This is a genomic window from Vibrio hyugaensis, assembly GCF_002906655.1.
GTDB classification, from domain to species: Bacteria; Pseudomonadota; Gammaproteobacteria; order Enterobacterales; family Vibrionaceae; genus Vibrio; species Vibrio hyugaensis.
In genome coordinates this window covers 259,003-271,158 of sequence record NZ_CP025794.1, presented here as the reverse complement: position 1 = coordinate 271,158, position 12,156 = coordinate 259,003, and the positions used below count along the sequence as shown (strand labels likewise).

The window sequence follows — 12,156 nt, the reverse complement described above, 5'->3', positions numbered from 1 at the left end:
GTTATTTGATTCCTATTAGGTGGGAGTTAATTGAGGGGAATGCGATACAGGTATTCCGTATCGTATTTGCCCTTGAAATGATCTTTTTCGTCCAAGAAAGTGGTCACCTCGCCAGCATTACTATTTTGAGCATCGAGTTTTTTAAATAATGCCCAAGATGCCTCATTAGATTTAGTAATTGTGGTTTCGACGGTGTCGATGCCTTCAAGCCCTTCTCGCTTTAATAAATTGTCGAGCATTTGAAAAGCCAAACCCTTGCCTCTAAAGCGAGGAGCGACGGCGACCTGCCAGACAAACAACACATTAGGTTCATCTGGCTTTTGATAACCAGAGATAAACCCTGCGAGCTCGCCTTTATGCTCAACCAAAATACAGGTTTTGCTGAAGTGCGTAGACTGAAGGAAATTGCAATATGAAGAGTTCATATCGAGTGGTGGACAATCTGCTATCAAACTGTAGACGTTGTCACCATCCGACACTTCTGGCTCACGAAAAATCCATTTTTTGCTTGGGTCTTCTCCAATTTCTGGATACATCACCCAAGGAGCTGATGTGATCATGTGTAGATACATATCCTTCGTGTTCTAATTAAATTTCCTTTTTATTATGGGCATCTCTCGTAGCTAAAAATCAAATAAACAAGAGATTAATCGTCATTAAGTCGATCAATATCACATCATTAGTGGTTGGAGATGAAATGAAAATTAGTTTGAGCTCTAATGTATTTATAGGGCAACACAAGAAATTAGGCTATACAGCGTCACTATTCGTTAGCAGCACACCCAAAGAAATGATTACAACCGTAAGAAATCCATCCAATCGATATTAATGCAAGTGGACTGGGTGAGAAAAAGAAATGAAGCATAAGAAAAGAAAACGGCACGCCTAAGCATGCCGTTTTTTATTGAAAGGTATCAGAGAAAAGATACGCGTTACGCTTTCGCTTTTTTCGCTGATTTAGATTTTGGACGAGGTTCATCCATTAGGCCTTTCACCAGAGACACGGTCGCGACAAGAAGTACGATCGTGAATGGCAAGCCTGTTGTTACCGCCATCGCCTGTGCCGCTGCTAGACCGCCACCAAGCATCAGTGCAATTGCTACCAAGCCTTCGAATGTACACCAGAACACACGTTGTGGTGTTGGCGCATCCACTTTACCGCCTGCGGCAATCGTATCGATAACCAAAGAGCCAGAGTCCGCAGAAGTGATGAAGAACACTACAACCAGAATAATACCTACGATAGAGGTAATTTGAGACAATGGCATCACATCTAGCATCGCGAACAGTTTAAGAGGAAGCTCTGCGTCAAATACCGCTTGGTAACCATCGTTCACGTATTGGCTGATCGCCGTACCACCAAATGCCGTCATCCATAACACACACACGGTTGATGGGATCAGGATTACACACACGATGAACTCACGAACAGAACGACCACGAGATACACGCGCGATAAACATACCTACGAATGGTGACCATGAAATCCACCATGCCCAGTAGAACGCAGTCCAACCTTGCGAGTAGTTCACGTCTTCACGACCAAACGGCATCGACAGTGCTGGAATGTTAGCGATGTAAGCGCCAATGTTGTCAAAGAAACCCATCATGATTGCCATGGTTGGACCAACAATGATCACAAACAGTAGCAATAGAGCCGCTAGCCCCATGTTGATTTCAGACAGACGCTTAACACCACTATCTAGACCCGCAACCACAGAGATCAATGCAAGTGCCGTGATGATGACGATCAGCACAACTTGTGTTGTGTTTGTCATTGGGATACCGAACAAGAAGTTTAGACCTGTTGCCGCTTGCGATGCACCGTAACCAAGAGAAGTCGCTAGACCAAATACCGTTGCAACTACGGCAAGGATATCGATCACGTGACCAGTCCAACCCCAAACGCGCTCACCAAAAAGAGGGTAGAAAATGGAACGCATCGTTAGAGGCAAGCCTTTGTTAAACGAGAAAATCGCCAAACCAAGAGCCAACAGTGCATAGATAGACCATGGATGCAGAGCCCAGTGGTAAATCGTTGCAGCCATACCAAGTGCAGACGCAGCCGAGGTATCCCCTTGTGCAGCACCCAGTGGAGCCCAGTCAGTACGAACGCCGTTCTCAACGTTTACACCACCTAGTGCCGCACTAAAGTGAGACATTGGCTCAGATACACCAAAGAACACCAAACCGATACCCATACCAGCTGCGAATAGCATCGCAAGCCAACCTGCGTAAGTGTAATCTGGCGTCGCTTCTGTACCACCAATACGAACACGGCCAAGTGGCGTGACGATCAGTAGTAAACAGACCACAACAAACACGTTACCCGCAGACAGGAAGAACCAGTCTAGGTTAGACACAAGCCACGAACGCAAACCGGAGAAGAATGGTTCCACTTGTTGTCTGAAAGTGAGTGTTAGCACTACAAACAGGATGATAGACATGCCTGAAATAGCAAACACTCGGTTATGAATGTCGAGACCAAAAGGGCCGACTTTTAACGCGACGTTGTCTTGCCCGATCTGATAGTCAGTATCAATCGGGTTTACTTTGCCGTCGGGGCGTTGGATACCGCCATTGTTGTCAGTGCTCACGATTTATCTCCTTAAAATACGTGGCCAAATTAAAAAATCGTTGTAGGAATCGAAGTGATGGCTTTTTCGTGCCACTTGCTGCAAAGCTTATTGCGATCGTTGCGCCGCTATTAGAATTGTTACTCTACTGTATAATTTTAACGTTAAACGCCCCGATATCGCATTGCATTTCGTTATCGGGACGGCAAATTATTTTTATTATCACATCGAAGAAAGGTTATTGCCAAATCGAAGATAATGGCATGTCTTGTTTAAAGTGATATTGCAGTTGCGCTTGAAGCAATTCTGCCGTGGCCAGAGCATCTGTCAAGGCATGATGTGGCTGATACGCTGGTAAATGGTACCTTTCACGGGCATGTCCTAAACGCACTGAACCCGGCTTTTTACCTTTGAGCTTATTGAACCAACCTTCACACTGGCGGCGTTGAATCGCATATTCAATATCCAACGTATCAACGACAGGAAACTGAATCCCCTCACCTACGCTGTTTAGTAAGGCGTTATTAAAAAACTGACGCTCAATGTTCTTGTAATGGACCACCACAATCTTACCAGCTAGTTCTACCAATATAGCTTCTAAGATTTGTTCAAGTTGCGGCGCACTCTTCACTTCAGAGTCAGTAATACCATGAATCACAACCGATTCTTCATTTAATTCTCGATTTGGATTCACCACCCAATGACGCGAGCCACTGCATTGCACTCGTTCCAGAGTAAACGGCACTAAGCCGATGGTGAGAATGGCGTCTTCTTCTGCATTTAAACCCGTGGTCTCAAAATCAACAGAGACAAAAGGTACCTCTTTTAATGGCGTATCACCATTCACAATAGGCGCAGAATAATAACGTTTTAATCGATCATCTTTCGCTTGCGCGGCAAGTTGCTCAAAGAAAGCGGGCCAATCAGGTGTCTGGCTGGTATCTAATAAATCACGTGCATCTTGCTGTTGTTTAAAAAACCACATCATTTACTGCTTCTCTGATAACGGAACTTAATGAAGTTTTGCGCATTACTTAGAATCTGGAAGGCGGCTTTTAAATTGCGGCGCTCAAACTCAGACATATGTTCAGGCTCGATGTTGTTGTCCGGCTCTTCGCCATTTTCAATATCCAATGCCTGATGTCGAATGCGTACCATGTAGATAAGTTCCATGGCATCTTTCAAGTCCATCCCTCGCCCTTTCGGCAAGATCCCAGCGTTGTTGATGTCATCCAGACGCTCAAATGAATTTTGTGAGCGAGAACCAATGGCAAGAGAATGGACACGAATCAAGTCCGCCATCGGTGCAGTGCCGCGACGTTTCAAGTTAATGGAGTTTCGATGACGGCCATCCTTCTCCATCACAAAGTCTTTAAAGAAGCCCAGAGGTGGTGTTCGACGAATCGCGTTGTAGGCCATACAAGCGAGGAATCGGTTATTCTTCTTCGCGCGACGAACAATGAATCCGCTTAATTGCTCTGCCCACTTCACTCGGCCATGAACACCTAATAAATCAAAGAAAATGCTGCTATTGAGAAGACGTTCCGGTGTTGGATCATCAATCCAGTTGGCAAAGCACTCCTCCCATTCTGAGCGCGTTTTACGCCATTCTGGGTTAGTCGCCATGATGTCGCCAGTACAGTAGGTGTATCCACACTCTGCTAACCCATCGCAAATAAACTTGGCAAATTGCTCAAAGTACTGACCATGCTCACTCGGTTCGTAGCTGTTATCGAGAATTAATGCGTTATCTTGGTCCGTGACGATCAATTGCTCATCACGTGCCATAGAACCCATAGCAAGTAAGCAATAAGGAATGGGCGCAGGACCAAGCTCTTGCTCTGCTAACTCAGCAAGACGCTGTTTGAAACTACTGCCAATAACCGACATCGCTCGGCCGACCATGTGGGCGTTCGCATCCTCACTCACCATACGAACAAAACAATCTTTCACTTGTTTGGAGACTACTTTTAGATCTTCGACTGTGTTCTGTTGGAATATCGAACTCACGAGCAATAAACTGTTTTGCGATTCGTAACGGACGATATCCGTCATGCTGAGCACACCAATCGGCTTTTTGTCTTTGAGGATTGGCAGGTGGTGTACGTTATAGCGCAACATGGTCAGCATGGCTTCGAAGACATACGCACTGTTATCAAGTGATACGACGTCGTAACTCATCACCTCACTTACAGGTATGTTAGTCTCCCTACCCTCAGCTAAAACGCGTATACACAAATCACGGTCGGTCAGGATGCCTAAGAGTTGGTCATCATCATCTTCGGTAATTTCTTCTTCTGGACGCACGATCAACAATGCCGTGACGCCCTCTTCTGCCATCAGTATTGCCGCTTCCTGAATGGTCGCGGTAGCAGCTAAGGTTACGGGTTCTCGGCTAAGAATCTTTCTCGCTTTTGCGGTGGTAAAATCGTTGCCATCAGACTGGTTCGAAACCACGGTTCTTAGTCTTGCACTGTCTTCCAGTTCCATGAAATCAGCGAAGTTCTCAAACTCATCACACAATTCGTTGAAGATGCTCTCTGGGATGCAATACACCAATGTGTCTTCAATTGCTTTCGCTGGCATACGGACTCGGTTATTCATCAACAACCCCATTTGTCCAAACAAACCACCAGCATCAATACGGTTATACAGTTCCCCCTTACGGCGGTAAATTTCGACGACGCCACTGCGAACCATATACAGATCACGAATATCGTCACCTTTCTTTAAAATATCTGAGCCTGCACGGTAGTAAGCCACTTCAGCGTTCATTGCGATATTTTTCAGGTGCGTCTCTGGTAAGTCATCAAAGGGAGGGTATTGGCTAATGAAATTGAGTACTTCTAATTGCTCGGCTTCCATTCTTTATTCCATGCATTGCCTAAACTTCAGCGATAAATATCATCAAGAAAATAATCACACAATAAATAAATCAAGGCGTCCAATAAAAAGCACTGCAACTATCGAAAAGCGGAATAACCACTGATGATTATTGAAACGAGAACACCTGAACCTTCTCGATTCCATCCAGAAATAAACAGTAAAAAGCACGATATATTCATAGTGCTTATAATTAATCCAACATCCGAAGCAATCGTTTTCTTGTGATCTAAATTACACATTGAACCTGATAACAAAAATCCGTATATTGCGCCTGCCTACGCGGCACACCCTACAATGCACAACGCTATCCTGCTTCCACTGGTGCATTGATATTGGTGTTTAATGACATCCATGCAAAACACACCTTCCTCTTTTTCTCGTTTTTTTAAAGAATCGGGCGCATTGTTACACCTGTCGATCCCTATTATTCTGATGCAACTTGCCACTCAGTCTATGGGCTTTATCGATACGACGATGGCAGGCCAAGTCAGTGCTGCTGACCTTGCCGCGATCGCACTTGGCACCAGTTTATGGCTACCCGTTTCGCTATTGCTTCGCGGCATCATCATGGCATTAACGCCTGTCGTGGCTTACCACCGCGGCGCACAAAGTTTAGATAACATCCGTATCTCTTTCATTCAGATGCTGTGGCTATCCGCGTTTGTTAGTGCCCTCTTGATTGTTTACTTGCTACTTGGTGAAACCATTCTCGTTGGCTTAGGCGTTGCTCCTGAGATTATTCCTATCGCCAGTGATTATGTTGTCGCATTAGCGTTTGGTGTTCCAGGTATTGCGCTCTTCTATACGCTGAATGGTTTCTGTGAAGGGATGAATAACACCCGCGCTCCGATGCTGATTTCTGTCATCGGCTTGTTGGTGAACATCCCAGTTAACTACATCCTGATTTACGGCAAGTTCGGCATGCCTGCATTGGGTGCGGTTGGCTGTGGCTGGGCAACAAGCTTGGTTTACTGGCTGATGTCTGCCCTACTGTTTAGCTACATTAAGAGCCATCACCACTACAAAAACATTCTGCACTTCGCTGAGCTAAAACCAGTATGGCAAGAGATCAAACATCTGTTCAAACTCGGTATGCCGATTGGTCTGAACATTGCCGTTTGTGGCAGCATTTTCGCGGTTATCGCGCTACTGATTGGCCGAATTGGTGCAGAGAACGTCGCAGCGGCGCAGATTGCTCTTAACATCTCTAGCATGACGTACATGATCCCGATGAGCCTATCGTTTGGTATTACCATTCGTGTTGGTCATGCTCTGGGCGAACAAAAACTAGATACCGCTTCGCAACGCAGTTTGGTGGGTATTGTGACCGCCGCACTACTGTCTCTGATTTCAATTGGATTCTTCCTGCTGTTCCCAGAATGGATCATTCGCTTGTACACTACAGACCCTGTAGTTTCAGCAACGGCTGCAACACTGCTGATGTTTACCGCAATGTACCAATTCAGTGACGCGCTACAAACCTCAGCAAACGGTGCTCTGCGCGGCTACAAAGACACTAAGATCCCGATGATACTCGCGATTCTTGCCTACTGGGGCTTGGCGCTTCCACTGGGTATGTTGCTGGGTATCACCGATGAAATCGTTCCAGCAATGGGCGAAGAAGGCTTCTGGATTGGTATCGTGACAGGCTTAACAACAGCAGCAATTGCGATGTTGATTCGATTGACGCTCGTTATTAAGAAGTACAATCAAACCGCAGAAACGAATACTGCTTCGCAACCTGAGTTAGCGATTCAATAACGACAAGAGCGTTTATCGTTTTCAAATAGAAAGGCTCACTATCGCAGTGAGCCTTTTTGTTTTCTGGTTTGCTAACCTTGTTTACTCACCGTTGAGCTATCACCAACATCGTTGATGCTGTAGCCGAGTTCGGTGACTTTCTGGCGGATTTCGTCAGCTTGTTTGTATTCCTTTTGCTTTTTCATTTGCAGTCGCAGTTCTACCAATTCCAAGATCTCACGAGGAATCTCAACCTCCTCTACCTTATCAAGCTCTAAGCCAAACATACGGTCAAAGTAGCGTGCCGTTGCCTTTTTATCCCCGTCATTTAATGCGCTTCCAAGCAACTCCCACATTAACGCAATCGCTTGTGGCATGGCTAGATCGTTGTTGATAAGTGAAATAAAGCGCTCAATAAACGTTTGGTCGACTTTGCCACCTTCTGGTAATGCCGACACTTTCGTTTTTAGGCGTTTCAAAGCTGTTTGCGCCGCGTCCAAACTCTCCCAAGTAAAGCTCAAATGGCTACGATAATGACTGGTCAGCACCAAGTAACGATAAGCTAGCGGGTCGTAGCCTTTCTTGATTAGCGCATCGAGACGAAGTGACGTACCGGACTTGGATATCTTCTCTTTGTTCACTTGAAGGAAGAAGCCATGCAACCAGTAATTCGCTTGTACGTGTCCATTCTTTGCTTGGCATTGGGCAATTTCATTGGTGTGGTGAACTGGGATATGGTCTTCCCCGCCAACATGAATATCGAACACTTCCCCAAGGTATTTCTCTGCCATCGCAGAACATTCAATGTGCCATCCCGGAAAGCCAACGCCCCAAGGGCTTTCCCATTCCATTTGTCTTGGCGTATCGCCGCTAAACTTCCAGAGTGCAAAATCGGTTGGACTCTTTTTCTCTGCCATTTCAACACGAATGCCCGCTTCTAAGCCCTCGCGATCCAATTTAGCAAGTTTTCCATAATCCGGAAGCTTCGCCGAATCAAAATAAACGCCATCGGAGGTTTGATAGGTAAAGCCCTTTTGTTCAAGCTCTCGGACGAACTCTATCTGTTCTTGTATGTGCTCGGTAGCACGACAAATAATGGAAGGCTTGGCGATATTTAAGCTATTAAGATCATCTAAAAACGCGTCTTCAAAATACTTTGCGATCTCCCAAGCAGACTTGTTCTGTTTTCTCGCACCCTTCTCCATTTTATCTTCACCAGTATCGGCGTCAGACACCAAGTGCCCAACATCCGTGATGTTCATAACGTGGTTTACGTCGTAACCGTTGAGCTCGAGCGCGCGCCTTAGCACATCAACAAAAAGATAGGTTCTCAAGTTCCCTGCATGCGCATAGTCGTACACCGTAGGACCACATGCGTACAAACCGACTTTACTTGATTCGATGGTATTGAACGGCTCAAGGGTGCGCCCCAGTGTATTGAATAGTTGTAATTTTTGCTGACTCATATTGTTATTCCTTTAAATGCAAAAAGGCCGCGGATGAAAACATCGGCGGCCTTGATATGTCTGTATGATCTTTTGCTAACTAATAGCTACGCGAAAGCCGCCGCACGTCTTGGGAGGTGCAACAACAGTTAGTCGAGATAGAAATAGCTAAATAGTTCATACCCAACACCCTAAATAAGAAATCTATAGAAATCAACCCTGCGATTATCACGCCTTTCGTGGCGATAAACTGAACTACGCATGTCATATGGCATTACTCCCCCTTACAAAGCCGTACTAATCAATACAATTAAATTTATAAATAAACCTTATATTTCACGTTTGTTTCACGTTTTCTTTGATAAAAGACGCTCCATAAAATCAAACACATCAATAAATTAGGGAATATTTATGAAAAAGCCCGTATTTGGGCCTTTGCAGCCTATTGCTGTATTTGCGCTATTTTCGCTTGCTTTTCTTTCCGTTTCGCGGATTTTACTCGCCATTTGGCTCTCTGACCGAATCGAATCTTTTAACGACCTTATCTATATTTTGGGTCAGGGCCTACGTGTAGACTTTGCCACTATCTGCTGGCTGTTCATTCTTCCGGGCTTACTCTCTGCCCTATTACCTGTACAAGGAAAGGTCGGCGAATGCTGGAAGTGGGTTCTACGTTGTTGGATGGTCGTAGGTTTGTGGATCTTAGTTTATATGGAGTTGGCCACTGCTCCGTTTATCCAAGAATACGACCTACGCCCAAACCGCTTGTTTGTTGAATACCTGATTTATCCAAAAGAAGTGTTCAGCATGCTTTGGACTGGTTATAAGCTAGAGCTCTTTATCGGTGCAGTAGGCACGGCTATTACCCTTTTCCTCGGTTGGAAATGGAGTAAGAAGCTCACCGACAACGCACAACAAGTAAGCTGGAAATGGCGTCCTGTCCTTGCCATTTTGGTGGTTCTGATTGGTGTTGCTGGCGCGCGTTCTTCTCTGGGACATCGCCCTCTAAACCCTGCAATGGTCGCGTTTTCTAACGACCCACTGATGAATGATTTAGCACTAAACTCCTCTTACTCTCTGTTGTTTGCTGTAAACAATATGAAATCAGAAAAGAGTGCGGAAGAGTTCTACGGAAAAATGGATAACCAGAAGATGCTTGAACTTGTGCGCTCCTCTTCCGCAAAATCAAACTTTGATCCGTCAGTTCTTCCTACAATGAACAGCAATGAAGCGACCTATCAAGGTAAACCAAAGAACTTAGTCATCTTGCTGCAAGAGAGTTTGGGTGCGCAGTTCGTGGGTTCACTAGGCGGGCTACCACTCACTCCAAACGTCGACAAGCTAATGGCTGAAGGCTGGAGCTTTACTCAACTCTACGCAACGGGTACTCGCTCTGTTCGCGGTATTGAAGCCATGACAACTGGTTTCCCACCATCGCCATCGCGTGCGGTTGTAAAACTAAGCAAAAGCCAGACGAACTTCTTTACTATCGCAGACCTTTTGAAAGCCAACGGCTACCACACCGAGTTTATTTATGGTGGCGAAGCAAACTTTGACAACATGAAAACCTTCTTCTTCGGCAATGGTTTTGATCAAATCATTGAAGAGAAAGATTACGAAAATCCAGAGTTTGTTGGATCTTGGGGGGTGAGCGATGAAGACCTGTACACCAAAGCAGACCAAGAATTTGAACGCCTGTCTAAGACCGATAAGCCCTTTTTCAGCTTAGTATTCAGTTCAAGTAACCACAGTCCATACGAATATCCAGAAGGTAAAATCGAGCCTTACGACTCTGAATACATGACACGTAATAACGCAGTTAAGTATTCGGACTATGCGATCGGTACTTTCTTTGATAAAGCGAAGAAATCATCTTACTGGGACGACACGGTCTTCATCATCATTGCTGACCACGATGCCCGTGTGTCTGGCGCTAACTTAGTGCCAGTGAAGCACTTCCACATCCCTGCATTGATTCTTGGTAAAGACATTAAGCCACGTAAAGACGACCGTATTGCTAATAACCTAGATATGCCACCTACGCTACTTTCTTTGATTGGTGTGGATGCGCAAACGCCGATGATTGGCCGTGACCTAACGAAACCTCTCGCACGCGAAGACGAACGTGCCATGATGCAATACGATAAGAACTTCGGCTATCTGACACGTGATAACCTAGTTGTGTTGTCTCCGGGCGAGAAAGTGTCAACGATGCAGTACGACTTCGACAGCCAAACCATGCAGCCTATTGAAGTCGACCCAGCAGTGATTGAACGAGCAAAAGCCAACGCCTTATTTGCCTCTAAGGCTTATCAAAATAACTGGTACGCCTCTAAAGCGGCACAGTAGTCACACCAGACACTAATTGAGCTATAAACTAATAAAAGGAGCGCCCAACGCGCTCCTTTTTGTTTGCTTCATTTGGCTGCAATTACGACTGATTAGCTCAACTTAAAATCTACAGAAACCCATAAAGAGCTAGAAACAGAGAATAGAGAGAATAGAGAGAATAGAGAGAAACACCCTACTGACAGTTCCTGTCATTAACAACGAGTAAACTAAGCTCTCTTTAATTCACTCACTTAGGAAATAGACATGTTTACTATCGATTCTTTCGTCCTTCACGTTACGGACATCAACGCGAGTAAAGACTTTTATGCGCAAACTTTTCAGTGCGAGCCAAAGGTACTCTCTCCCACTTTCGTCGCGTTAGATTTTGCAAGTAACGTGAGCATCACGCTCAAACAAAGCAGCGCATTAACACTAAGTAGTGATGTCACTGACGGCGGTACGGAGTTATCAATACCTGTGGCTGACAAATCTACGTTTGATGCACGATTTGAAGAGTGGCGAGCTCAAGGTGTGGAGTTTGCACAACAACCAGAGGAGTCAGTATTTGGTTGGAACTTCGTTACACTTGATCCTGATGGACATCGAGTTCGCGTATTTACTCACCAATAGAGACTAAATAGTCAAAAAATCGTTTAATAATGTGCATTTTAGGCATTCCCATTCAGACTTCAATAAATTAGACTCAATCAAACGCCCAAGATTGTTTGAATTATTGATAAAAAAGGAATGCCAATGAGCTCAAGTATGATCCTTAATGAGTCGCTAATTGTAAGTGGTCGAGATATCCCACTGAAAGAATTGTTGTATGCGAAGCGTGTGCTTGATAACTACATGGCCGTAGCAAAAGAAAGCAGCCCACTTGAACTGCTCACAGAGATGAAAACCGCTGCAAAGCAAGTCGAATATTTCACTACAGATAATAACCCTTGCGAAGCACGCAACGTTATTAGTGCGATGATCGATAAGGTAGAGACTGCTGAGTCTTTTGCTTCATTTAAAGCATTGGCAGGGGAGCCTTCTCAAGCTCTTAACGAGTTGATTGAAGATCGCGCTAAGCTCATCAAGCACGAACGTGAGTTGTTGCTGGCTTCAGGCTATGACGCATCACGCATCTAACCCAAAGTAACATGCATTAAAAAAGGAGCTCAATTGGGCTC

The 12,156-nt window shown here is 45.1% G+C and carries 9 protein-coding genes; 4 read left to right on the top strand and 5 right to left on the bottom strand.

The window, feature by feature from the left end; genetic code table 11:
* Positions 1-26: 26 nt before the first annotated feature.
* The 4 genes from ectA to C1S74_RS02070 form a co-directional block, all read right to left on the bottom strand.
* Complete coding sequence (gene ectA / locus C1S74_RS02085; protein ID WP_045402868.1) at positions 27-560, bottom strand: diaminobutyrate acetyltransferase; 534 nt, start codon at positions 558-560, stop codon at positions 27-29.
* A 372-nt stretch (positions 561-932) separates the two neighbouring features.
* Positions 933-2,597, bottom strand: coding sequence for a BCCT family transporter (locus tag C1S74_RS02080; RefSeq protein WP_045402870.1), 1,665 nt, complete (start codon positions 2,595-2,597; stop codon positions 933-935).
* 217 nt (positions 2,598-2,814) lie between these two features.
* The gene (locus C1S74_RS02075) at positions 2,815-3,564 is read right to left on the bottom strand and encodes a 3'-5' exonuclease (protein WP_045402872.1); all 750 of its coding nucleotides are present in this window, start codon (positions 3,562-3,564) and stop codon (positions 2,815-2,817) included.
* On the bottom strand, positions 3,561-5,441 hold the full coding sequence (locus C1S74_RS02070) for a DUF294 nucleotidyltransferase-like domain-containing protein (protein WP_045402875.1): 1,881 nt from the start codon (positions 5,439-5,441) through the stop codon (positions 3,561-3,563). Before C1S74_RS02070 ends, C1S74_RS02075 begins: the two co-directional genes overlap by 4 nt.
* A 372-nt stretch (positions 5,442-5,813) precedes the next feature.
* Here C1S74_RS02070 and C1S74_RS02065 point away from each other — a divergent pair, with 372 nt between their 5' ends.
* On the top strand, positions 5,814-7,223 hold the full coding sequence (locus C1S74_RS02065; protein WP_045402878.1) for an MATE family efflux transporter: 1,410 nt from the start codon (positions 5,814-5,816) through the stop codon (positions 7,221-7,223).
* 71 nt (positions 7,224-7,294) lie between these two features.
* Here the strand turns inward: C1S74_RS02065 and cysS are convergent, their stop codons facing one another.
* Positions 7,295-8,668 carry a cysteine--tRNA ligase gene (gene cysS, locus C1S74_RS02060; RefSeq protein WP_045402881.1) on the bottom strand — a complete coding sequence of 458 codons (1,374 nt, stop codon included), beginning with the start codon at positions 8,666-8,668 and terminating at the stop codon, positions 7,295-7,297.
* A gap of 390 nt (positions 8,669-9,058) precedes the next feature.
* Here cysS and C1S74_RS02055 point away from each other — a divergent pair, with 390 nt between their 5' ends.
* The 3 genes from C1S74_RS02055 to C1S74_RS02045 all read left to right on the top strand — a co-directional run bounded on the left by C1S74_RS02055 (position 9,059) and on the right by C1S74_RS02045 (position 12,115).
* Positions 9,059-10,996, top strand: a complete 1,938-nt coding sequence (locus C1S74_RS02055) for an LTA synthase family protein (protein ID WP_045402884.1) — start codon at positions 9,059-9,061, stop codon at positions 10,994-10,996.
* 246 nt (positions 10,997-11,242) lie between these two features.
* On the top strand, positions 11,243-11,608 hold the full coding sequence (locus C1S74_RS02050; RefSeq protein WP_045402887.1) for a VOC family protein: 366 nt from the start codon (positions 11,243-11,245) through the stop codon (positions 11,606-11,608).
* A 123-nt stretch (positions 11,609-11,731) separates the two neighbouring features.
* On the top strand, positions 11,732-12,115 hold the full coding sequence (locus C1S74_RS02045) for a hypothetical protein (RefSeq protein WP_045402890.1): 384 nt from the start codon (positions 11,732-11,734) through the stop codon (positions 12,113-12,115).
* Positions 12,116-12,156: the final 41 nt, after the last annotated feature.

Bases quoted from the DNA above. Each gene is read 5' to 3' on its own strand.
- C1S74_RS02075 (WP_045402872.1), bottom strand. From the start codon at position 3,564: ATGATGTGGTTTTTTAAACAACAGCAAGATGCACGTGATTTATTAGAT.
- C1S74_RS02050 (WP_045402887.1), top strand. From the start codon at position 11,243: ATGTTTACTATCGATTCTTTCGTCCTTCACGTTACGGACATCAACGCG.
- C1S74_RS02045 (WP_045402890.1), top strand. From the start codon at position 11,732: ATGAGCTCAAGTATGATCCTTAATGAGTCGCTAATTGTAAGTGGTCGA.
- C1S74_RS02070 (WP_045402875.1), bottom strand. From the start codon at position 5,441: ATGGAAGCCGAGCAATTAGAAGTACTCAATTTCATTAGCCAATACCCT.
- C1S74_RS02065 (WP_045402878.1), top strand. From the start codon at position 5,814: ATGCAAAACACACCTTCCTCTTTTTCTCGTTTTTTTAAAGAATCGGGC.
- C1S74_RS02055 (WP_045402884.1), top strand. From the start codon at position 9,059: ATGAAAAAGCCCGTATTTGGGCCTTTGCAGCCTATTGCTGTATTTGCG.
- ectA (WP_045402868.1), bottom strand. From the start codon at position 560: ATGATCACATCAGCTCCTTGGGTGATGTATCCAGAAATTGGAGAAGAC.
- cysS (WP_045402881.1), bottom strand. From the start codon at position 8,668: ATGAGTCAGCAAAAATTACAACTATTCAATACACTGGGGCGCACCCTT.